The following is a 23,984-nucleotide window of genomic DNA, read 5'->3' on the forward strand; positions in this document are numbered from 1 at the left end:
ACAATTGTCGCTAAAAACAGCATTTGGAATAGCGATAGAGGTTGTACATTGTCCTACATCTGTAGTTTCAGAGATGTCATTTTCGAGGGTAATTTTCGGATCTTCATTATCTGTTACAGTTATTTTTACAGATTGTGAAATGGTTCGATTTGCAGCATCGATGACAGTGTAGGAAATTTCTGTAGTTCCGATATTGAAGGATTTTGTGCCCACCTGTCCGTTTGCACTTCCCGACGTTGCTCCCGTCATGGTCCAGCTTAAAGTTGCTCCCGAACAGTTGTCGCTAAAAACTGCATTTGGAATAGCGATAGAGGCTGTACATTGTCCTGCATCTGTGGTGTCCGAAATGTCATTTCCGAGGGTAATTTTCGGATCTTCATTATCGGTAACTGTTACCTCCATGACATCCTGTGCAGTGGAATTATTTTCTCCATGGGCGGTAAAGACTATAGTTGTTTTTCCTTTTAAGAAGACGTGGGTGCCTACCTGCCCCGTTCCCGAGTCTGTTGAAGCACCACTCATTGACCAGGTAAGGTTGTTCCCAGTGTAGGTCACATTAGGAATCGAGATGGTCGCTTCACATTTTCCCGTTTCCGTATTTTCCTGATCATTGGCCGGTGCAGTAACTGTCGGATTTTCGCTACCTCCGGTGAAATTTATAGTAAAAATCCCTTTAGGCGATTCAAACCAGGGAGTGGGAGAATCCATTTTTTTCTGAGGATAGCTGTAGGTTCCCACGATGGGATAGGACCAAAAAGAAGCCAGAACCGGGGAACCGGCCAATAAGAAGAAAACCAAAATTTTAACAGGAGTAAAGATTATCCTCATACCAAACCGTTAGAATCAGTAGGTAAAAGTAAAAATTCAACAGTGAAAATGTCTTTTTAGTTTTCTTTAATAGATGAAATACCAATATATTAGGATGAAAGGTATTACTATAAGATAATTTTAATAAGGCACTTAATTGGGTTGAAGAATTGTTATTCTAAAATCACCTTTTTAGTAATGATTCCCTGTTCTGTATGTAACTTTAGAATATACACTCCCGAACTGAAACGATTCACCGGTAGCTCCACCCTTGTTTGCAACGGGATATTATAATAAACATGTACTTGCTGTCCCAAAATATTGTTTAGGTAAATTCGGCTCACCTTAATTAATTCCGGATTTATTACTAGTACTTTTCTGGTGCCATTCACATAAATGATCTCTAAATGCCCTTCGTCTATTATTTCAGGATCTTGAGGTTCCTCTATACCTACCTCATTTTGAAAGACTAGTTTAAAGCGATCTGTAAATATACCTTCTTCAGATTCTGTAATATATGATTCCTTCCTTAGATCGTGCACAACATTCAGAAGGCTGTCCTTTAGGAAGATGTCCTTATCACCTGCTATATTCATCAATTTATCTATACTGATTTCCAAGGTTCCTTTTTCTTTTACCTTGATTCCCAATTGAAGTTCCCGCTCAATATTAAAATCACTTACTCCCTGGATTACAAACTCATAGTTGTTGAAATACCAGTACATATCTTCAATGTTGTTTTCAATAAGGGGTGCGTCATATCCAAGGTCAAAATTATCTGTTGCATTTGGATTGGCAGTGACAAGGATTTGACGGTGATAACCTTTTGGGGACTTGAATTTTAACCAGATGCGTTTTTGTTCTAGTTCCTTTGAGGAATTATTATTTTCCGTAACTACATCTTTTCTTTCCTGGGAATGAAAAACAGCTCTACTAGCATCCACTTCAGTGATGTATTCCCTTTGACTATTTTTGAATGTTACCTGTCCACCATGAATAGTGAAATTATAAATATTTGCTATTTCCTGGTCTAATTGAGTACTGACAAAAAATCCTTGTCCCACAGGAATGAATTGTCTGGGCTCTCTTCCTCCTTCGTCATCCGTGGCATTTATTCTTTCATCAATGGCTACTGCCTTGACTCCGCCCGAAAGATTATAAGCTGCGTATCCTCCAATATACTCTTGAAGATAATGAGTTTTATTAGCGAAATGAGACCAAAAATATATGGTACCATTAAAGATATTTGAAGAATTTCGACCATTAGCAACATCTTTCATATTATCCAATATAAATTCATCGGCATTTAAGGCAGAAGGGTAAGGATTTCCGATGAGGTAATTTTCACCTTCACCTGAAACCTCCATTTTCACCATTAAAATTTCTCCATTGTTAGGCAGTCCCCTAAAGGTGTAATTCTGTGATTCGGTAATAGCTGCAGGACCAATGGTTCCCTTCATGCTGTAACCTTCACCAGTATTTAAAGTACCTGTACTGCCAATATGTTCCCACTTAAAATAATTGTTAGCTGTGCCATGAAATTTGTGAAGCCAATACGCACTTACCTTTCGTGGTGTAGTGGCTCCTCCGTCAGCGTAGTGATAGGCTGCACCAAAACTTAAAGGCTGTGGTGTGGAACCTGTTCCGTCCATCATTACTGCTCCTACAGAATATGGAGCATTGCCGGTACCCGAGCTGACAGGAGAAGACCAGTAATTATAGTTGTAACTGCTGGCTGTTCCTTGTTGATCACGATCAAGATAGCCTGTCACTTCAGGATTTATACCGGTACTTTGGTCAACAATACTACCATTTGGTTGAACAAGTTGAGACTCTCCATTTAAATCTATAATTCCGTCCAGTAAAAGATAGTGCGAAATGTATAATTCATTTCCGGTTCCACCGGAGGTCCAGTTTGGTGGATTCTCCCCCTGCATATCTAAAGTATTTGCTTCGGAAATCAGACCCAACAAAAATATGTTTCTGCTGCCGGAATTTATATCATGAGAAGTTCGGGCAATATTCCATTCGATAGCACCGGTATGGGGAGGATCCCAAACATCCGGACGTAGCCAGGTGTCATCAGTGCTCCAAGTCCCGGCGTTTGCGGAATAATAGGGTAATGGTGCAGTGTTTTGCTGGTTAGTTTCCATATTTACCAATCTGCCCGGAACTTTATTCTCTGCACGATCCGGAGTAACTCCATTATTCGGTTTATCTTCATTTAGAAAAACAACCGGACTTTCAGCTAGAGGTTCGGGCTCTGCAGAGATCAGTCTGTAATATCCTGCAAGGTCGGAATATGTTAATCCACCCGGGACATTCATAGGAATCTGCTCACCCATTTGCGCTTCATTAGCAATAAGGCGCTGGTTCATCAAAAACCGTATTTGTGTAGTATCTAATTCCTTTGTCCATAGACGTACTTCTTCTATCCAGCCGTGGAAGAAATTATCAGCTGCGTCGTTGATTAATTCCGCACCAATCACGGTTTTAGTGCCGCTGCCTGTTCCTAAGGATAGAGCTCCTTTATCTATGCCATCTAAATATAGTCTTCCGCCGCTTACAGCAATATGATACCATCTGGTATTGGGAGTGACAGTAGCAGGAGTAGTAATATGAAAGTTCGGTCCTGATATTATGGTTCCTGCGGCAACTTCAGGTCTTATCCAGGCTTCGAAACTCACTACGTCAGAGTAAGAGTCATCAATCACTATATGATCATTTTGTCCATCAAAATCCAAAGCAATACAACCTGTTATAACTACTTCAAATGGAGTGACCACAGGAGGACAGGCTTCAGGATTAATATAATATTCACCCGCTTCATTTGTGGCAGTAGGTTTCAAAATCCAAGATATTCCGAAGGTTCCCGTAGAAGTTGTTACGAGGCTGGCAAAAGGATCATTTTTTGCCGGAATGTTGTCGTCAGGATTAGGATCTATGAGTTCGACACCTGTTTCAGGTAGCAACCATTCACCAACATATCCGTCAGGAGTTGGGAAAATTTCTCCTTCACTTGTAGTGGAAATCTCAGTTCCGGTTGAGTTGAATATTTTACCTGTTAACTGAGCTTTAAAAACACCACAGCTACCATATTCAGCTGTAACACTGGTAGTATATTTGTCGAAAACAAAAACTTCGATGTTTTCTGAATTTTCTGCTACATCACAAGCATTACCGGCTGAATCAAAGACTAATTTAGTTTTAACTTCAAATACATTGAGACCTATTTGTTTGGGTGCATATTGAACAGAATTCGTTGTGCCTATTGGAACAACATTATTAGGATCTGTATAATCATTCCATTCAATTGTGACATTCATAGGGCCTTTTGGAAGTTCTACGGCATCTACAGCCCATAAGTCTCCGTCTCTTGCTCCATCAAATGTGAATTTTATTCTTAAATTATTTCCTCCTAAATAATTACCAAGGTCTAAAACAATCTTATTTTTTGGACGTGTTTTAGGAGTTCCGGTCCCGAAACTGCTGTAACTGCCACTGCTAGCACTGCCACTCATTGTAAATAAAACTTCTTCATAAGTTGCACCACCATCTTTAGAAATTTCTACGGTGATAGTAGCTCCCGGGGTTAGGTTGTAGGCCTGATCAAAAGTAACAATTGCCTGATCCATAGATCCTATACTGAAGGTATTCGTTTCCATGGTGGCCGTGTGGTCTCCTGAAACTAAAGCAAAACCTTTGTTTCCGTCTTCAACTCCGGCATCCCATCGTTGAGGAGTCATCGTGTAACTAGGTCCGTCATAATCGGCTGTATTAAAGTCGTGTGGGGTAGCTCTGGACCAAAAATCCTGATTAGTATTATTAGCATTTGTTTCGAAATTTGCATCATTCCCGTCCAATCCAAATCTCCATCCGTTGTTCTTTAATCCGGCATTGTCAAAAGCTCCTCCTTCCACAGTAGGTAGGCCATCATTATAGCCTGTTTCAGAACTTAATGTTACCATATCACCCAGACAAACTACATTGTCACTTACTGTTACCGGACTAGGTTTAATATCTGTCGGGATCACACTAATGATTGCTGTTTCTGAAAAAGCGTTGGGTACACAGGCTCCGCTGGCAAGTTCTACCCGGAAAACAGTGCTTTCAGAAAGATTCAGGGCCTTTATCTGATCTCCTGAAAGAATGTTACCAGTAAAAGGGTTATCGATCCCACCTACAGTTTGCCAGGTTCCGGTACCAGATCTGTACTTCCACGCCACAATTGTTCCCACGCTTTCTGAAAGCGTAAGAGGTAAATATCCGGAGGTCGCACCTTCACAGATCATGAAGAAGGTGCCGTCATTATCTTCAGCAATAAGATCCTGAAAAGCTACTGTTCCTCCTTCCGGAAGAGGATCTACGGTCACAGTATGTTCTATAGTTGCTTGGTCACAAACTCCACTTTTGATAGTTGCGCGAAAAACAGTAGTGCCGGTTAGTCCTGAAAATGCCTGAGTTGGTTCAACACTCCCGATATTTAGGATACTCCAGGTGCTTTGACCTTCAGTCATAAATTCCCACTTCGTAATTTCTCCAATATGGCTATTTAGAGATAAGGTTCCTGCAGGATTATCTATGCAAACGTGGGATGGGGCTTCCAGAGATCCGGTAAAAGTTACGGGATCCACTTCAACAGTGATTTCTGATGTGCTGCTACATCCATTTCCATCTGTTCCCGTGACGTTATAGGTGGTGGTGACAGTTGGAGAAACCATCAAGGTAAGACCTGAGTCCAAATTTTCTGTATTGCTACTCCAGCTATATGAAGTCGCTCCATTTCCTGATAGTTCAATACTGCTTCCATAACAAATAACCGGATTACCGTCAGCTGATATCACTATGGTTTCATCTACTGTTATTGAAACTTCAGGTAGAGGATTAATAGTAACCGTTATTGGCGCACGATCACTTTCACAACCTGCAGTAGAAGTTTGACTTACCCAATATGTGGTTGAACCTGCGGTGGAAACATTTGGCTCAGGCGCAGTGGTCGATCCAGTGCCTCCTTCAGCGCTATTATACCAATTTAAAATTGCTCCGGTGTCTGCGGAGGCGGTTAGTGTGGGTGCACCGGTTGCATTCAAACAGTAAGCTAGATCTGTTACTCCGGGAGCAGCAGGTTTTTGATTTATAGTTACGGTTGAAGTAGCTTTAACTTCAGCACAACCGTCAGCAGCAGCAATAGTATTAGTTACGGTATATGTGCCGGGTGTACTTCCGGTAATATCAATTTCACCGGTTGATACATCTATAAAGATTAATCCTGCAGTGGAAGAAAAGGTCCCTATAACAGCATTTTCGGCCATTACAGGTGTAGGGTTTCCGGCATCACTACAAAAAGGAGTATTTTCATAGGAAAAGTCTGCAATTGGTTTTTCGCCTATAATTACTTTAAATGTTTTTGAGGCTATAGAACATCCGGCTGGCTCGGACGTCACAGAGTAGGTATAAGTAATTATATATTCACCTGGTGTAGTACCATTAGGAGTAACTGCACCTGTAGTGGGATTGACAGTAAGAGCATCATTGTCAACAGAGAATGCTCCTGTACCATTTGCCAAATTTTCACCGGCAGTATGAGGTAAATATGTTGCAGAATCTGTTTCACAGAATTCTCCTGATACTGCTGTATTAGCAGTAGAGATATAGCTAAACTCAGTAATTACCGGTTGAGGAATAATATTAATATTCTTTGTTGCGGTTATCTCCGAACAGCCATCAAGTCCCTGAACGGTGAGAGATAAAGGTACCGTCCCGGTTGCACCATCTGGAAGATAGGTAGCATTTGTTAGCGAAGTGGGATTTGAAATTGTTCCCATTCCTTCCGGAACAGACCATGTAATTGAAGAATGATTTGAAACTTCTACACCCCCTGTAATATTAATTTCTACACCTACAGAGCATATTTCAATGGCTCCTCCAATTGCCGTAATTACCGGAGCTGGATTGATATTAATATTTACAGTCTCAGAGGTTGCAGTCGAGCAAGTAAAACCTGCAGGCCCCGTGATAATGGCATAGTAACTTCCTGAGTGGGAAGTCTGAACGTTTTCGAGTGCAATAGAAGCTCCTGTGCCAACACTCTCATTATTCGAATTGAACCACTCGTAAATTAGCTCGGCACCTCCTGCCAGGGCTTCTACAGAGAGATTGACTGTAGATCCAACACAGAAATTGCCACCAACAGGTTGTGTTCCAATAATTATATCTTCATCAATATTTAAAGTAGCAGGCTCTGAAAAAAGAGGCTCTCCGCAAGAGGCTTCCCCGGTAATTCTTACTGTGTAAGCCCCGGCATCTTCTGAGGTGGCCTGGTTAATAATTAATTTCGCATCTGTAGCGTTAGATATAGCTGTTCCTTCAAAAAACCATTGATAGGTTAGATTATCCCCTGAAGCAACTACTTCAAATGTTGCGTTCTGGGTAGAACAGATACCAAGGTTCACAGGAGGAGTAGTGATTGTTACTTCCTGCTGAATATTAATAATTCTCTCATCAAAAATTTCTTCACAAAGTCCTTCAGGATTATTGGAAGTAAGTCGTAATATTGTTTGTCCATTGAATTGATTCGGAGCAGTAAAGGTTACTGTCTCGGGGTTGGCAGTCTCTGCTGTGCTGCTCAATTCACCAAGGCCGGAAATTATCTCCCATCTTGCGGATGTCACTCCCGTACCCAACGATATGCCCGAGAGAGCCGTTGTTGATCCTGAACAAAGGTCAATATCTGCTCCCGCCTCTACTGTCAAAGCTTCACTTATTTTAATTTTACGAGTATCGCTTACGGCAGCACAATTTCCTACCGGTGCCGAAGTCAGTGTTAAAGTCACTATTCCGGTGAAATTGGGAGCAGGGGTATAGGTTACCAGTTCCGGTTGAGAAGTTTGAGTAGTACTGCTTAAACTACCTCCGCCTTCTGTTATTGACCAGGCAGCAGTAACTGCCCCACCACTTAAACCTGCACCGGAAAGAGTGATAGCACCCGGAGTAGCCGATTGACATGCACCTTCTTCTCCTTCTTCAATTCCTCCTGCTTCCACGATAGCTGCAGGTTCTACGGTGATGGTGCGGGTGTCCGTCACAGCGGCACATGTTCCCGGAGCATTTGTTGTTAATACAAGAACCACTTCCCCTGTAAAATCAGATGCAGGAGTAAAAGTGACATTTTGAGGAGTGGTTGTTTGATCGGTGCTGCTTAAAGTTCCTTGCCCAGAATTAATGGACCAGGCAGCTGTAGTTGCACCTCCTCCAAAAACAGCACCTGTTAAGGTAATGGCATTGGGGTTTGAGGATTGACAAAGGATATCTGTTTCAGCTTCCCCGGCATCCACCGTGGCTGCAGGTTGTATGGTGATTGTTCTTTGATCATTAACTGCAGAACAAACCCCGGGAGCATCTGAAATTATTGATAAAATGACTTCTCCCGTATAACCGGCAGGCGGTGTATAAGTCACATCTTGCGGATTTTCGGACAAAGCAGTACTGCTCAACGTACCACCACCGGAAATAATGGACCAGGCTGCAGCGGTCGCTCCCCCTCCAATACTTGCCCCGGAAAGAGTAATGGGAGTAGGAGAATCTGACTGGCAAACAATATCTGTAGTTGCTGATCCGGCAAGGATTGTGGGAGCAGGTTGGACTGTGATTGTTCTGGTTGCGCTAATGGCTGCACAGGTGCCGGGAGCATTGGTAGTTAATGTAAGAACCACTTCCCCGGTATAGTTAGCTGCAGGTGTATAGGTAAAATTCTGCGGAGTTGCGGTTTGATCTGTACTACTAAGTGTACCACCACCCGAAGTTATGGTCCAGGCAGCTGAAGTCGCTCCGCCACCAAAACCTGCACCTGTTAATGTTACTGCAGCAGGTGTTGCAGATTGACAAACTACATCTGTTTCAGCCTCTCCTGCAATTACTGTGGTTAATGGATCTACAGTGAGCGTTCCGGTTGCAGAAGTTTGGGTGCAATCGCCTGAAGTATTGACAGTATAATCAAATGTACCTGCAACAGACGGAGTTCCGCTAATCGTAAAGGTATTATTGTTTAAGTTTCCCGTTACTCCTGCAGGCAGACCTGTAACCGTAGCTCCTGAAAATGTTCCTCCAAGAGTGAAGACAATTGGATCAAGAGGAGAATTTATACAAAGGACCTGAGTCTTATTAACTGGATCTGAAATTGTAGCATCGGGTTTAAAATGGATGAACATTTCATCGATCGCATTTCCACAATCATTTCCGGTATTATTCCCTCCGGAAGGTTCGGGAACAGTAAGAGTTATTTTGACCTGCCCTGCATCTTTATCTGCTTGACTGGGAGTATAGTTAATGGCAAAATCCCCACTTTTATTATTCCCACCCGGTAAATTGGAAAATGTTCCCGTACCACTCTTAAAAAATTCAGTAGTTAAGTTGGCGCTTCCAAAGCTTCGGGTACCATTAATTGTTATAGAATTCACCGATTTACAGACCGTCTGGTCTTCTCCTACACTCGCGATGATGTGAGTGTCTACAACTATCCCACTAAAAATACTAGGAGTACTGTTACCACAGATATTTACTGCTTCTACTTTGACTTCCTTAGAACCATTTGTAGTAGCAGAGGTAACCCTGACGGTTATTTCATTTGTCCCTGCTCCGCTAACGATTTCCCATCCGGGAGAGGGAAGAATCCAATTATAGCTATCTGCGCCGGTATCTGTTATCCAAAACTTTAAATTATCCAGTGGAGGACAGATATTCAAATTGTCTGCCGGCAGGCTGGATGAAATTTGCCCCGGAGTTGCAGGTACACCGTCCACAGGGGTAACTGCTAAAGTTGTAGCTTCGCTTGTTCCGCATGTGTTAACCGCAGCTACAGAAATATTTCCTGAAGTTGAGGCAGCACTAAAAGTAGCTGTTCGGGTGCCCTGACCGTTGGTTATGGACCATCCAGCAGGAAAGCTCCAGGTATAACTTTCGGCATCATTGACTGTAGCTACAGAGTATACCAGGTCATTTGCAGTGGCACATACCTCCTGAGGTCCGGTAATAGAACCGGGTGGGGAAGGTGCGGGAGCCTGGACTGTTGTTGTGAGGGTACTACTACTTGCGGTTGATGATGCCAGGCAGGTTTCATTAGAGGAAAGTATAACTGAGACAGTCTGTCCATCTGTTAATGTCGTGGTGGTGAATGTAGGGCTGTTGGTTCCAACATTCGTATTACCTATTTTCCACTGGTAGGAAGGGTTCGCTCCTCCATGCACCGGAGTAGCTGTGAATGTTACTGAGTCATTTGGACAAATATCACTGTCACTTGCTTCTATGGTAACTTCCGGTGTCAAATTTGTATTCACCACTGTAGTTATGGAGTTACTGGTAACTTTTGCCGTAGTTATGCAGGTTTCACTACTGCTCATTTCGACAGTGACTATTTGTCCGTTTGTTAATTCAGTGGTTGTAAAGGTTGAGTTATTAGTTCCCGCGTTAGATCCATCAACTTTCCATTGATAAATAGGGTTAGTGCCACCGTGAGTAGGAGTAGCTGTAAAGGTTACCAGCGTTCCCGCGCAAATATTATTATCCGCATCACTACTGCTTATGGAAACTGACGGAACTTTATTTTCAGTAATTGTTATACTTCCCGTTAAAGGCGCAGAATCCCCACAGGTTCCCGTAGCCTTGATGGAATAGTTATGAGTTCCTGTCTCCGTACTTGAACCCTCAATTGTGAAAACTCCATTATTAAAAGACCCGGTTATCCCCGGGGGTAGACCTGTAACTGCAGCTCCTGTTCCGGTTTCTCCAATTGAATAAGTTATAGGACTTATACTGCCATTTGTCACTCCTCCGGCAGCACAGACTGTCTGAGAATTGTTTCCTGAAGTTAAGGCAATGGTGGCGTCAGGATTAACGGTAATGGTACCGGTTGCAGTTTTTTGGGCACAGGTGCCTGTCGTTGTCACCATATAAGGAAAAGTACCTTTTGTAGTAGGTGACCCACTCAAAATATAATTTCCGCCACTTAAAGATCCTGAAATTCCTGGTGGCAATCCAGTAACTGTGGCATTTGTTGCTCCACCATCAATAGGAAAAGAAATATCTTGGAGAGGTTTATTGATACAAATGGATTGGTCTTTATTAGTCGGGGTACCAATGGTTGCATCAGGTTTTAATTGAAATGAGGCAGATGTAGCTTCTGCAGTGGTTGGCTCTGCACAATTGAAATTACTGGTGAGGACGACACGAACTGTATTATTACCTTCAATAAAATCGGAAGAAGAAAAAGTAGCAGAGGCGCCCTTTTTTGCAAAAGTACTATTGGAATTTATATACCATGCGTACTGAGGACTGGTTCCGCCGTAGGTATTGGATGCATTAAAAGTAATACTTTCTCCCGGGCAGATCGAAGTTTTTGCCGTGGTTATAGAAACGGTCGGGGTTTGAACAGCATTAACAGTCATCGTTAGTTCATTGCTTGTTGTAGAACATTCCGAATAACCTTCAGTAATTGAAGATATTATCACCTTCACTTTATCGCCATTCTTGAGGGTAGTGCTGCTAAATGTTGTACCCGTAGCGGCATCGGTGCCGTTTAACTGCCACTGAAAGGAAGAATTGGTGCCACCGTTAGGTGAAGCAGTGAATGTCACGTCAGTACCCGCACAAATTGTAGTACCAGGACTGGCAGAAATACTAACAGACGTAGGACATTGCCCCCATCCTAAAGTAGAAGTCAGTATAAGAGCCCAAAAAGTAAAAACTTTTAAGAGTAATTTTTTAACCATATTCACAGCATATTGGGGAGGGGGAGTAAAGACACGGGGAAATGTCTTAACAATCTAAGGTACTGCGAATTAACTACAATTTTAACCTGTTTCGCTAAGAGGTTCAGAAAAACGTTAAAAGATTAAAAATTAACTTCATGAAATAATATTTAACTTTCTAAGTGTAAGAAAATTACTATAATTTTTTTGTAGGATTAAAGTCAGGGATAACTAAAAACAAAGACAAAGAAAAACCGCCGAAAATTTAATCTTCGGCGGCTTCAAATTGTTTAATATTAAATTCTTTTATTCTCCCAGGAAAGGATACCTGTAGTCTGTCGGTGTTACAAAGGTTTCTTTAATTGTTCGTGGAGAAATCCATCGGTACAGATTCAGGATTGATCCAGCTTTGTCGTTAGTTCCACTTCCACGTGCTCCTCCAAAAGGTTGTTGCCCTACAACTGCTCCGGTAGGTTTATCGTTGATATAGAAGTTTCCGGCGGCATTTTGAAGTGCTTTGGTAGCTTCGGCAGCTGCATAACGGTCCTGTGAAAGGATTGCTCCGGTTAGCGCATATTCAGAATCATCAACCAATTTAAGGGTCTCATTCCATTGGTCATCCTCATAAAGATAAACAGTAACTACAGGACCAAACAGTTCTGTACACATGGTACTGTACTTTGGATTATCAGTCAGAATAACTGTTGGTTCTACGAACCATCCTTTAGATTTATTGTAATTTCCGCCCACTACGATTTCTGCATCACTGTCGTTTTTGGCGGCATCTATGAATTTGGCCAGTTTATCAAATGAAGCTTCGTGGATCACTGCCGTAATAAAGTTGCCCATATCTTCGGGAGAGCCCATTTTAAAGGAATTCACATCTTCCACGACATATTCTTTAACTTCTTCCCACATGCTCTTAGGAATATAAACCCTGGAAGCCGCGCTACATTTTTGCCCCTGGAATTCAAAGGCTCCACGGGAAATTGCCGTAGCAACTTGTTTTGGTCTCGCACTTGGATGAGCAATAATGAAATCTTTCCCTCCGGTTTCTCCAACAATTCTTGGATATGACCTGTAATTGTGGATGTTGTTTCCGATTTGTTTCCAAAGGTTCTTGAAAACAGTGGTACTTCCGGTAAAATGTAATCCGGCGAAATCCCTGTTCTCCAGAATTACATCCGAGATCATTTTTGGATCTCCCATGACCATATTGATAACGCCATCCGGTAATCCTGCTTCCTTAAAGACTTCCATGATCACCTGGGCAGAATAAACCTGGGAATCACTTGGCTTCCAAATTCCAACATTCCCCATTAGTGCAGGGGCAGATGGTAAGTTACCTGCAATGGCTGTAAAGTTAAAGGGTGACACAGCGTAAACAAATCCTTCCAATGGCCGGTATTCAAGCCTGTTCCATGCATCGGAGCTCGATTCGGGCTGTTCTTCATAAATGCGGGTCATGTATTCCACATTGAAGCGAAGGAAATCTATGAGTTCACAAGCAGAATCAATCTCGGCCTGAAAAATATTTTTAGACTGCCCAATCATCGTGGCAGCATTGATCTTGTAACGGTAAGGACCTGCAATAAGCTCGGCAGCTTTGAGGAAGACGGCAGCCCGCTGTTCCCATTCAAGATTAGCCCATTTTTCACGGGCTTCCATAGCTACTTTTATAGCCTTTTCCACATGTTCTTTTGAAGCTTTGTGGTAATCGCCCAGGTGATGCTGGTGATCGTGCGGCGGATTCATTGGTGCAGTATCGCCGGTTTTGATCTCCTCGCTACCTATATAAAGTGGCACCTCTATTTTGCTGTTGTACAATTCTTTATAAGCCTTTAAAACGGCCTCTCTTTCGGGGGTTCCCGGAGCATATGACTTAATTGGTTCATTTACTGCCTGCGGTACCTGGAATACACCTTTTCCCATAATTTTTATCAGATTTTTGTGATTTCTAAATGTATGGTCGTAAAGGTAAAAAAATTAAAAGAATTTTACTTACCCCTATTTTTTCTGAACTTTACTCAAAATCAGCAGCTAAAAGATAATAATTCTTAATTTTTTCATAATATGTGTACGGTCACAATCACTCCTTTAAAAGATAAAAATTCTTTTGTTCTTACTTCAAATCGGGATGAGGCTCCCGGGCGCGAAACTCTGCCACCTAAGATCTATTTTATGGAGGGCTTAAAAATGGCATTTCCGAAGGATGTTTTGGCTGGAGGAACCTGGATGGGGATAAGTGAACAAAAGCGGGTGATTTGTCTGCTAAATGGTGGATTTGAAAAGCATATTCGGAAGCTGCCTTATGGTAAAAGCAGGGGTGTGGTGGTAAAGGATCTGTTAGCTGCGGAAAGTTTTACCAAAGCTGCGGAAGCTTATGATCTTTCTGAAGTCGAACCTTTTACAATTGTTGTGGCAGACTGGCATCAAGATCTCTTTTTTGCTGAATTAGTTTGGGACGGAAGCACAAAACATTCTCAAAAATTACCGCTTAAGCCGCATATTTGGTCCTCGAGTCCTTTGTATTCTGAAGAAATGAAAAAAATGAGAGAAAACTGGTTTGAAACCCTGAAAGAGGGGCAGGAATTAACCCCGGAAGCTCTTTTAGACTTTCATTTTTCCGCAGGTAAAGGGGATAAGAACGCCGGAGTCATTATGGACCGCGGATTTGTCAAAACCCGAAGCGTTTCCCAAATAATTTATTCAGATGAAAAGACGAGTTTTTTCTACAAAGATTTGAATACAGATGAGGTGTCAAAAATGGCATTTTAGAGAGAGCTATTTTTCAAAATTTCAAATATTTAATTTTAGGATATAAGCGACAGAAAGAAAGTGGTGCGGTTTCAAACCTACAAAGTTGTAAATGATGATTTTTGTGAATTCAAAGTATTTCAAATGCCTATTATTCAGAATTTAGGCAGGTATCATACTTGATGAGAGGTATCAAAAATGATATTTTAAAAGAAACATTTTAAAGAGGTTCGTGTAGATCGGCAAGTGGATAAGAACAAAAAATAAAAAAATCCAGATCACAAGCATCAAATTTTGATTCGGTTAAACAGGCAACCCGAGCTTGTAAAAAATTTGATTTAATTTAGCGCAAAAGGTGCACTTAGCTTAAAAGAAGGAATTGTCACCTTAAATTTCCTGGTAGAAGTGAAGTTGACCATGCTGTAAAAGCCACTCATGGACCCAAACGGTGAGGTGAGTAAACAACCACTTTTGTAGGTGTGGGATTCGCCGGGCTTAATAACCGGTTTTCTCCCAATAACACCTTCGCCTTCAACAATTTCAGTTCGGTTTAAGGCATCTTTAATCTTCCAGAACCTTGAAGTGAGTTGCACTGAGTCTTTGCTCTGGTTCTCAATAGTTATTTGATAGCCAAAGGCAAAGTGGACTCTGTAGTTCTTATAGAAAGTCCCTTCAAAATTTGTTTCTATAGAGATCTTAATGCCTCTGGTAATTTGTTGAATCATCCTAGTAGATCGCAAAAGATGCCAGTACAGAAAATACGGCAGCTATAAAAGCTAAAATAAAGAATATTATGTTGATAATGATAAACTTTAAAAGCGTTTTAACTCTTCCCTGGCCATAAAATTTTCTAAATGCTTTGTAGAGATAAAAACAGAAGATGAAGGTTGCTATCCAGGAAGGTAGAGTATTATTAAAAATGGAGTTTAACCCAATTGCCAGTCCAAAAAGCACAAACCAGGTAGTCTGGTTATGAAAGGCAAAAATAAGATGCTCCATATAGGTAAAGGGGCGTCGCAGGTATAGGAGCCAAATAAACAGGGCAAAAACCGGAAGGTAAAAGAAAATAATAAAAGGTAATTTGCTATAAAAGTAGTTCCAAAAAAGATCTGAGTCTGAGCCAAACATCTCGATATCTACAACTTTTTTGTAGTACCATTGATTATACCGCGATTTAGAATAGTTCAAACTGTCTAATGCCACTTGTGGATTTCTTGTCTCTGTCTTTTCGTAATGATCTGAAAAAACCTGGTACCGGGTAGAAAAGGATTTAAAGAAACCCATAGTATCCAGAGCGTTTTCAGGCATGTAAAAATGGGTAGTGGCAGCTTCTTTTAATGTGTCAGCCTGTGGTAACAAAAAAGAAATTTCCGGATTTTCCTTTCTGACAACAGCAGCAATAGAATCGGTGTTAGTTTGTTGTTCCCGTGTGGCTTCACTGTCTAGCTCAATAGATGGCTCCACCTCTGGGGTAAGACTCCAGAGCAGGAAAAAAATAATAGAAGCACTCAAATAGAATCTATAGGGATTAGCATACCTTACCCTCTTTCCTTCAATGTAATCTTTTGAGATTTTTCCAGGTTTGAAAAGAAGGACACCTAGTGTCCTGTAAAATCGCGAATCATAAGCAAAAATTCCTGCAAAGAATTCATTGAAAAAGTCATTAAAAGCCAATTTTTTAGTACTGTTCAACTGGCTACAATTTGGGCAGTATTGATCACTTATGTCAAGAGGGTGATAGCAGTTTCGGCATTCTGTACTTCGGTATTTTAATTTATGCCGCTCTTTGGAAATTGCCGGTAAACTTTTATCTCTTTGCATGAGAAACTTCAGGAGATCAATTGGTAATATTTAATGATGTAGCGTTGCCTACTCCAATGATCCTGGTGTACCTTCCACCGGGAGGCAGATAGTAGATAAGCACAGTATAATCGTTTTCTGTACTAACGAAATTTCCGCTTATAAAACCTTCATCTAAAATCCCGTCATTCCGTAGAAAAACATATTTATAATCGTAATAACCCTGCTTAAACAGCCGGGCAGTTTCATAATTATTCGTTTCAAAATTGTATTGTAGCCTTGTAGTCTCATCCAACTGGAAATTATTGAATTCTCCATAGAGATGCACTTCCCCATCTTCAAAGGGTACGGGAGCTTTAAGAGCAAAGTGGGTCCAGACGTAACCGGCTTCAATATCATCCTCTTCAGCCATATATTTTCTAACCACAAATTTTCCATTTATGTCGGGATTATAGGTGTAAGGTTGAAAAGCACGAACCTGGTCTTCAAAAAGATAATGATGATAAAGCTCCTGCACATCGACATACCTTATTTTTACCGTTGCCCCAAGAAGATCTTTGCTGTCAAAGCTTAGATATTCATTTCCTGCCCAGAAAGATGTTAATTGGTCATATTTATAGACCAGAGTATTCGCAATGTGATATTGAGGACGAATGTTAAAAATGGCAGATTTCAGGATATTATTCTGCAGGATGACTGCCCAAACTGACTCTTCGGGGGTGCGAATTATAAATTCGGGTGATTGTACCTCAAAATTCACTACTTGCCTGGAGTGAATTAATTTCACATCCCGGGATTTCCGAACATCAACCTGTACGCGAGTGAGAGGTTCATAAACCATGAATTTTTTTGAAAACACCAATTCCTTGTTGTCGTTAAAGATCGTGAGCAAATAATTACCACTTACTTTTAGAGCACGTGTTTTCTCGTTTGGTATTGCGAGCTCATAGTGAGAGTAGAGCTGTAATGTATTAAATGAATTTTCATAGTCTGTAATTCTCACATTATCAAAACCTTCCAGGTACTCATTTTTGAGTAATTCTGAAGATGTCCAGTCGTAGTTAAAATGTTCAATAGTATAATAATAGTTAGCTTCGTCTCCAACGAGATCATCGAAGGAAAGCAGGATGGGTTCCCCAAGTTGTATGATAGGAACTCCACTATAGCCTTCGGGACCTGTAAAAATTACCGTGCGTATATAATTCGGTGGCGGTATCTCAACCACAACCGCTTGTGCCGAGGCTATTAAAAAAGAGAAAAGAATAAAGGAGAGGGAAAAGAGTATCTTCATGCACTAAAAATAAATTTAAAGATACTGAAAAACTGATTACCATCATGAATTCCTCAATTTAACAATTAGCGAGAAGAATTAATTCGCTTTTCATTGGGAAGTGTAACTCATATTTGAGTAAATTTGCCCGATTTTAAACAGAATTTTAACACCCCATTTTATGTCAAAGGACATTAGAATTAAAAGAGGGCATACGCTTCGTCTTAAGGGAGAGGCCGAAAAAACCCTTGTAGATGCGCCCCGCTCCAAGACGTACGCTATTAAACCCCCCGATTTTCATGCGGTAATTCCCAAAATGGTTTTAAAAGAAGGTGCCCGGGTTGAAGCAGGGGATGAACTCTTTTTTTCGAAATATTCAGAGCAAGTTAGATTCACATCTCCCGTAAGCGGAACCTTGAAGGAAATCAAAAGAGGGGAGAAAAGACGAATTATGGAAGTGATCATTGATGCAGATCCATCTGACACTTACCGGGAATTCGGAACTTTGGATCCTCTTTCTGCCGATGCTGAAGCTGTGAAGAACAGGATCCTTGAAAGCGGTTGTTGGGCTTTTATTAATCAGCGGCCATATGATATTGTTGCAGATCCTAAGGATAATGCAAAGGCAATTTTCATTTCGGGATTCAATACAGCGCCTCTTTCTCCCGATGTGGATTTTATGCTAAAGGATAGAATGGATGCTTTCCAGGCAGGGATTAATGCCTTGAGCAGGATGGCAATGGTGCATTTATCTGTAGCGCATGACAGTTCATCATTTGGAAGTATAAAAAATGCGGAACTTCATAAAGTATCAGGGCCTCACCCTGCAGCAAATGTTGGGGTTCAGATCCATCACATTGATCCCATTAACATGGGAGAGCGTGTTTGGACTGTGAAGCCTGAAGATGTTGCTATTATCGGCGATCTATTTTTGTCTGGTCGATTTAATGCTGTGCGAACAGTTGCAGTTGCAGGAAGCGAAGCTGAAAATAAAAAATATTTCAGAACAAAGATTGGAGCTAATGTGACAGAGCTTATTGGTACTGTTGGGGATGATATAAGGATCATTTCCGGCGATGTACTTACCGGGCAAAAACTAAGTAATGGACAATATGTTGGGTTCTTTGCAAACCTTGTGACTCTTATTCCTGAAGGAAATGTTTACAGGATGTTTGGCTGGTTGCCTTTTACATACAATGATATTCCTTCGAAATCCCGCACCAATTTATCGTGGATGTTTCCGAAGAAAAAATACACAGTCAATACTAACCTGCACGGTGAAGTAAGAGCATTGGTGGTTACCGGTGAAATGGAAGAGGTTGTGCCAATGGATATTTTTCCAATGCAGTTGATCAAAGCCTGTATGGCCGGAGATATTGAAAAAATGGAAAATCTTGGGATCTATGAAGTAGCGCCTGAAGATTTTGCACTTGTCGATTACGTGAATACTTCGAAAATCGAAGCTCAGGAAATAATACGATTAGGTTTGGATTTAATGATTACCGAAGTAGGTTAAACAGTGGTTACTATGGAATGGATTAGAGAAAAATTAGATAAATTAAGAGAACCCTTTAACCAGGGTAAAAAATATGAGAAGTTTGCGCCGGCTTTTGATGCCTTTGATACGCTGCTTTTCACTCCCAACCATACCACCAGTAAAGGGGCGCATGTTAGGGATGCTGTAGATTTAAAGAGGGTGATGATCACTGTGGTGCTCGCTCTGGTCCCCGTTCTGCTTTTTGGAATGTGGAATACAGGTTACCAATATTTGAAGCAAATACAACCGGAAGTCGAATTCTGGGATGCCTTTGGATACGGTGCTATGGAGATCCTGCCAATGATCGTAGTGTCTTATGCTGTTGGTTTAGGAATTGAATTTGCTTTTGCTATTTTTAGAGGGCATGAAGTAAACGAAGGTTATTTGGTAACCGGACTTTTGATCCCTATGATCATGCCTGTAGGCTTGCCGCTATGGATGCTTGCCATCTCGGTGGTTTTTGCTGTTCTCATAGGAAAAGAAGCTTTTGGGGGAACAGGAATGAATATTCTTAACCCTGCGCTTACAGCGAGGGCCTTTGCCTTCTTTGCTTATCCTACCTATATGTCTGGTAACCAGGTTTGGGTAATGAACGCACCAGAAATGGATGCGGTTTCAGGAGAGACAATTTTAGGGACTCTTGCCGCCGGGCAGGAAGTACAGTATAGTTCGATGGATATGTTCTGGGGGCTTATTCCCGGATCTATAGGAGAGACTTCTGCAGCCCTGTGTTTGTTAGGTGCACTTTTACTTATATTTACTAAAGTTGGTAGTTGGAGGATCATGCTAAGTTGCGTTTTAGGGGCCTCTGTAATGGGTCTTATATTCAACGCACTTCCTTCTATGGGTATTGAAGGAAACGCATTGACAAGTTTTGCATGGTATAATCACCTTATCGCTGGAGGACTTGCTTTTGGTATAGTGTACATGGCTACAGATCCTGTTTCGGGCGCACAAACCACAAAAGGAAAATGGATCTATGGTTTCTTTATTGGATTATTTTCAGTAATGATCCGGATATTTAACCCGGCTTATCCAGAAGGGGTGATGCTGGCTATTCTTTTGATGAACGTTTTCGCACCAACTATTGACCATTACGTGATACAATCAAGCATTTCACGCCGGAATAAAAGGAAAAAAGGAATTAATCCGCAAATTAACACAGCCGTTTAATTATGGAAGAGAAAGGAATTAATAAAACGAATACCAACTCATACACCTTTATATTTGCTATTGTAATGGTGGTGATAGTTGGTAGTGTCCTGGCTTTTGCTGCGACTTCGCTGCAGCCCCTGCAGTATGAGAACATGCGTATCGATAAAATGCAGAGTATTCTTGCGACGGTAGGCGTACAGGCCAGCAAGGAGGAAGCACAACAATTGTATGACCAGTATATCACTGAAGAGATCGTTCTGGATTACCAGGGACAGGAAAAAGAAGGAGTAAATGCCTTTGATGTTGATCTTGCAAAAGAGCTCAAAAGATCTCCAGATCTTCAGAATTTTCCACTGTATGTTGCTAATGTTGAAGGAGAGCAATATTATATCGTTCCTTTAAGAGGATCGGGTTTATGGAATGCTATTTTTGGATATATTTCCCTTCAGGAGGATATCAACACAGTAAAGGGGGCAACTTTTGATCACTTAGGAGAAACACCGGGTCTGGGAGCCTTAATTACCGAGCAGTGGTTTAGAGAGCGTTTTGCAGGTAAGAAAATATTTGATGACACAGGAGCTCTTGTGGGAGTTTCTGTTGTAAAAGGTGGTGCTAATGGAGATCCCAACCAGGTGGATGCTATTTCAGGATCTACAATTACAGGAGATGGGGTATCTGATATGATTTCTGAAAGACTTAATCGTTACCTTCCTTTCTTTGAGAAACAAGAAGGTTTTAATGTACCAAATTATTAATATTATGGCACAGGAAATAAAAAATAAACCTGAGCTTTCAGCTGAGGTAAGCATAGAAGAAAAAGAAGCTAAGAGAGAGGCCATGGTGCTCTTCTTGTCTAACACCGAAGAGAGAGAAAGTCTTTTTTCTAAGAGGAACAGAAAGCTTTTGCAGGATCCTTTAAATGATGACAACCCTATTACCGTTCAGGTTCTGGGTATTTGTTCTGCTCTTGCGATCACCGTGCAGTTGGAACCTGCGGTTGTTATGACCTTCGCGGTTGTATTTGTAATGGCGGCCAGTAACGTACTTATTTCCTTACTAAGGAATATGATTCCAAGTCGTATCAGGATCATCGTACAACTTGTAGTTGTGGCATCTTTGGTGGCATTGGTTGACCAGGTTTTAAAAGCTTATGCATATGACGTTAGCCGTCAGTTATCTGTATTTATTGGTCTTATCATCACCAACTGTATTGTAATGGGTCGCCTGGAAGCATTTGCCTTGGGGAATAAACCCTGGAGATCTTTTCTGGATGGAATTGGAAATGCAGCAGGATATGGATTGATCCTTATTATCGTAGCATTTTTTAGAGAACTTTTAGGCGCCGGAAAATTATTTGGGTATGAAATTCTTGGCCACAAAGGGGCTACTTTGGCAGAATCTACTGGTCTTTATGCACTTGGATATGAAGATAATGGGTTGATGCTCTTATCACCTATGGCGCTAATTGTTGTAGGATTGATTATTTGGGTACAGAGAGCCAGAAACAGGAAATTAATTGAAGCCTAATCTATAACAGCTAAATAAACCACTATGGATTATATAAATTTATTTGTCAGAAGTATTTTCATTGAAAACATGGTTTTCGCATACTTCCTAGGAATGTGTTCCTATCTGGCGGTATCAAAAACAGTGAAAACAGCAGTTGGATTAGGAGCGGCGGTTATTTTTGTACTAGCCATGACAGTTCCTATTAACTTCCTGCTTGATACCTACTTGTTGCAGCCGGGAGCTTTAGCCTGGTTAGGTGCAGAATACGCTACCATTGATCTTAGTTTCCTTAGCTTTATCATGTTCATTGCAGTAATCGCGGCCATGGTTCAACTGGTAGAAATGTTAGTGGAGAAATTTGCCCCTGCACTATATGGAGCTCTTGGAATCTTCCTTCCGCTTATTGCAGTGAACTGTGCTATTTTGGGAGGATCCCTTTTTATGCAGCAAAAAGCTTTTGGCGGTATTGGGGAAGCGGTTACCTATGGATTTGGAAGTGGAATAGGATTCTTCCTTGCCATTCTCGGAATTGCTGCTATTCGCGAAAAAATCACTTATTCAAATATTCCGGGACCGTTGAAGGGTCTGGGGATCACCTTTATCATTACAGGACTTATGGCCTTAGGTTTCATGAGTTTTATGGGAATTAAAATATAGAGAAGTTATGACAGTTATTATAGCAAGTGTAATTGTATTTTTAGTATTGATTCTCATCCTGGTGAGTGTTCTCTTGGCTGCCAAGGCGAAGCTTATTCCATCAGGTCCAGTCAAGATCAATGTTAATGGAGAGAGGGATTTGGAAGTAGGTTCCGGGGGAACATTACTTACTACTCTGGGAGATGAAAAGCTTTTTTTACCCTCGGCCTGTGGTGGCGGTGGGACCTGTGTACAGTGTAAGTGTATTGTTTCTGAAGGAGGAGGGACTATTCTTCCTACCGAAGAACCTCATTTTACCAGAAAAGAGATCGCACAGGGATGGCGTCTTGGATGTCAGGTGAAAGTTAAACAGGACATGAAGATCGAAATTCCGGAAGAAGTCTTCGGAATCAAAAAATGGGAGGCTACTGTAGTTAGTAACTACAACGTTGCTTCCTTCATTAAGGAGTTTGTAGTAGAGATTCCTGAAGATATGGATTACCAGGCTGGGGGATACATCCAGATTGAAATCCCAAAATGTGAAGTAAAATATGAGGATATGGACATTACAGCCCATCCTGAAGAACACCCGGGAGAGCCGGATAAATTTAAAGCGGAATGGGATAACTTCAATCTGTGGCCTCTAGTAATGAAGAATGTGGAGACAGTAGAGCGTGCATATTCGATGGCTTCTTATCCTGCTGAAGGAAGAAGAGTAATGCTGAACGTCCGTGTAGCTACTCCGCCGTGGGATCGTGCTAAAAATGGATGGATGGATGTTAATCCAGGGATCGCCTCTTCTTTTATTTTTAATCAAAAAGAAGGAGATAAAGTAGTGATCTCAGGACCTTATGGTGAGTTCTTTATCAATCACAGTGATGCCGAAATGCTTTACGTAGGTGGAGGAGCTGGAATGGCGCCAATGCGTTCACATCTTTATCACCTCTTTAGAACCTTAAAGACCGACAGAAAGGTGACTTATTGGTATGGAGGACGTTCGAAAAGAGAATTATTTTATGTAGATCACTTCAGAGCTCTTGAGAAAGATTTCCCGAATTTTAAATTCTACGTTGCCCTTTCTGAACCTTTGGAAGAAGATAACTGGAAGGTAAAAGACGGAATTGAAGGAGAAGGAGACGGATTTGTTGGTTTTATTCACCAGGTGGTGATTGACAATTACCTGAACCACCATGATGAACCGGAAGATATTGAATTCTATTTCTGTGGACCGCCATTGATGAACAAGGCAGTGGAAAAAATGACCGATGATTTTGGAGTACCACCCGAAAATGTAAGGTTTGATGACTTTGGAGGTTAATCTAAAGCTACGAATTATAGAAAACAGTTGCCTTTTGGCAGCTGTTTTTGTTTGTGGTATTACCATATTGAAATGAAATAACTAAATTTGCTACTATGTCACAACTTTCAGAACAGGAACTACATAATCTTGCAATGAATATTGTAGGGAAGGATCTGGAAGAACAGGGCTATGAATTTCTGGGGGTAAATAGTGAATTTAAGAGAGATCCACAGTTTGTTGCCCTTAAGAACAAGAAGCTGCATTTCGTAATAGTAAGAGCTATAGAATACCCGTATGACCCACGGGAAATTCCTATGATCTTTCTGGAGACAATCAAACAACATGCATTAAAATTTGATGCATGCACTTTTTATGCAGGAGTAGGACTGGCAAATTCCAAGGATTATGAATTGCCCGTTTCTAGCTCAGAAGATTATGTGGTTAATTATCCCGGCTTAAAAGAGATTTAAA

Annotated in this window: 14 protein-coding genes; 8 read left to right on the top strand and 6 right to left on the bottom strand. The window is 41.2% G+C overall.

Translation table 11 applies throughout. From position 1 onward, the window contains the following. From H148_RS18685 to pruA, 3 genes are all read right to left on the bottom strand, one after another. On the bottom strand, positions 1-828 hold an 828-nt coding region (locus tag H148_RS18685), incomplete at its 3' end, for a hypothetical protein (RefSeq protein WP_037325231.1). Between the two features lie 152 nt (positions 829-980). Further along, complete coding sequence (locus tag H148_RS0113205; protein WP_029035221.1) at positions 981-11,570, bottom strand: Ig-like domain-containing protein; 10,590 nt, start codon at positions 11,568-11,570, stop codon at positions 981-983. A gap of 285 nt (positions 11,571-11,855) precedes the next feature. Further along, complete coding sequence (gene pruA, locus H148_RS0113210) at positions 11,856-13,481, bottom strand: L-glutamate gamma-semialdehyde dehydrogenase (RefSeq protein ID WP_029035222.1); 1,626 nt, start codon at positions 13,479-13,481, stop codon at positions 11,856-11,858. Between the two features lie 141 nt (positions 13,482-13,622). Here pruA and H148_RS0113220 point away from each other — a divergent pair, with 141 nt between their 5' ends. Further along, the gene (locus H148_RS0113220) at positions 13,623-14,327 is read left to right on the top strand and encodes an NRDE family protein (protein ID WP_029035223.1); all 705 of its coding nucleotides are present in this window, start codon (positions 13,623-13,625) and stop codon (positions 14,325-14,327) included. Between the two features lie 317 nt (positions 14,328-14,644). Here H148_RS0113220 and apaG read toward each other — a convergent pair whose 3' ends face one another. The 3 genes from apaG to H148_RS0113235 all read right to left on the bottom strand — a co-directional run bounded on the left by apaG (position 14,645) and on the right by H148_RS0113235 (position 17,397). Further along, complete coding sequence (apaG, locus tag H148_RS0113225; protein WP_029035224.1) at positions 14,645-15,031, bottom strand: Co2+/Mg2+ efflux protein ApaG; 387 nt, start codon at positions 15,029-15,031, stop codon at positions 14,645-14,647. Position 15,032: 1 nt separating this feature from the next. Beyond that, positions 15,033-15,998: a DUF3667 domain-containing protein gene (locus H148_RS0113230; RefSeq protein WP_245583428.1), complete on the bottom strand. Its 966-nt coding sequence runs from the start codon at positions 15,996-15,998 to the stop codon at positions 15,033-15,035. Positions 15,999-16,143: 145 nt separating this feature from the next. Then, positions 16,144-17,397 (bottom strand): type IX secretion system plug protein, encoded by a 1,254-nt coding sequence (locus H148_RS0113235; RefSeq protein ID WP_029035226.1) that lies wholly within the window; start codon positions 17,395-17,397, stop codon positions 16,144-16,146. 160 nt (positions 17,398-17,557) lie between these two features. On the opposite strand from H148_RS0113235, the gene H148_RS0113240 reads away from it, so the two are divergent. The 7 genes from H148_RS0113240 (at position 17,558) to H148_RS0113270 (ending at position 23,983) form a co-directional block, all read left to right on the top strand. Further along, positions 17,558-18,892: a Na(+)-translocating NADH-quinone reductase subunit A gene (locus H148_RS0113240; RefSeq protein WP_029035227.1), complete on the top strand. Its 1,335-nt coding sequence runs from the start codon at positions 17,558-17,560 to the stop codon at positions 18,890-18,892. A gap of 12 nt (positions 18,893-18,904) precedes the next feature. After that, positions 18,905-20,086: an NADH:ubiquinone reductase (Na(+)-transporting) subunit B gene (locus H148_RS0113245; protein ID WP_029035228.1), complete on the top strand. Its 1,182-nt coding sequence runs from the start codon at positions 18,905-18,907 to the stop codon at positions 20,084-20,086. Positions 20,087-20,088: 2 nt separating this feature from the next. After that, entirely contained in the window at positions 20,089-20,823 is a 735-nt protein-coding gene (gene nqrC, locus H148_RS0113250; protein ID WP_029035229.1) for an NADH:ubiquinone reductase (Na(+)-transporting) subunit C, read from the top strand. 82 nt (positions 20,824-20,905) lie between these two features. Next, positions 20,906-21,595 carry an NADH:ubiquinone reductase (Na(+)-transporting) subunit D gene (locus H148_RS0113255; protein ID WP_156877264.1) on the top strand — a complete coding sequence of 230 codons (690 nt, stop codon included), beginning with the start codon at positions 20,906-20,908 and terminating at the stop codon, positions 21,593-21,595. Positions 21,596-21,619: 24 nt separating this feature from the next. Beyond that, positions 21,620-22,234 carry an NADH:ubiquinone reductase (Na(+)-transporting) subunit E gene (gene nqrE, locus H148_RS0113260; protein WP_029035231.1) on the top strand — a complete coding sequence of 205 codons (615 nt, stop codon included), beginning with the start codon at positions 21,620-21,622 and terminating at the stop codon, positions 22,232-22,234. A 7-nt stretch (positions 22,235-22,241) separates the two neighbouring features. Beyond that, the gene (gene nqrF, locus H148_RS0113265) at positions 22,242-23,531 is read left to right on the top strand and encodes an NADH:ubiquinone reductase (Na(+)-transporting) subunit F (RefSeq protein WP_029035232.1); all 1,290 of its coding nucleotides are present in this window, start codon (positions 22,242-22,244) and stop codon (positions 23,529-23,531) included. 95 nt (positions 23,532-23,626) lie between these two features. Further along, on the top strand, positions 23,627-23,983 hold the full coding sequence (locus H148_RS0113270; RefSeq protein ID WP_029035233.1) for a hypothetical protein: 357 nt from the start codon (positions 23,627-23,629) through the stop codon (positions 23,981-23,983). Position 23,984: the final 1 nt, after the last annotated feature.

Source organism: Salinimicrobium terrae DSM 17865 (genome assembly GCF_000424665.1).
GTDB classification, from domain to species: Bacteria; Bacteroidota; Bacteroidia; order Flavobacteriales; family Flavobacteriaceae; genus Salinimicrobium; species Salinimicrobium terrae.

What these genes read in the sequence shown, in the direction of transcription:
- H148_RS0113205 (WP_029035221.1), bottom strand. Translation starts at nt 11,570, where the DNA reads ATGGTTAAAAAATTACTCTTAAAAGTTTTTACTTTTTGGGCTCTTATA.
- H148_RS0113220 (WP_029035223.1), top strand. Translation starts at nt 13,623, where the DNA reads ATGTGTACGGTCACAATCACTCCTTTAAAAGATAAAAATTCTTTTGTT.
- H148_RS0113255 (WP_156877264.1), top strand. Translation starts at nt 20,906, where the DNA reads ATGGTGCTCTTCTTGTCTAACACCGAAGAGAGAGAAAGTCTTTTTTCT.
- nqrF (WP_029035232.1), top strand. Translation starts at nt 22,242, where the DNA reads ATGACAGTTATTATAGCAAGTGTAATTGTATTTTTAGTATTGATTCTC.
- H148_RS0113235 (WP_029035226.1), bottom strand. Translation starts at nt 17,397, where the DNA reads ATGAAGATACTCTTTTCCCTCTCCTTTATTCTTTTCTCTTTTTTAATA.
- H148_RS0113240 (WP_029035227.1), top strand. Translation starts at nt 17,558, where the DNA reads ATGTCAAAGGACATTAGAATTAAAAGAGGGCATACGCTTCGTCTTAAG.
- H148_RS0113245 (WP_029035228.1), top strand. Translation starts at nt 18,905, where the DNA reads ATGGAATGGATTAGAGAAAAATTAGATAAATTAAGAGAACCCTTTAAC.
- apaG (WP_029035224.1), bottom strand. Translation starts at nt 15,031, where the DNA reads ATGATTCAACAAATTACCAGAGGCATTAAGATCTCTATAGAAACAAAT.
- nqrC (WP_029035229.1), top strand. Translation starts at nt 20,089, where the DNA reads ATGGAAGAGAAAGGAATTAATAAAACGAATACCAACTCATACACCTTT.
- pruA (WP_029035222.1), bottom strand. Translation starts at nt 13,481, where the DNA reads ATGGGAAAAGGTGTATTCCAGGTACCGCAGGCAGTAAATGAACCAATT.
- H148_RS0113270 (WP_029035233.1), top strand. Translation starts at nt 23,627, where the DNA reads ATGTCACAACTTTCAGAACAGGAACTACATAATCTTGCAATGAATATT.
- nqrE (WP_029035231.1), top strand. Translation starts at nt 21,620, where the DNA reads ATGGATTATATAAATTTATTTGTCAGAAGTATTTTCATTGAAAACATG.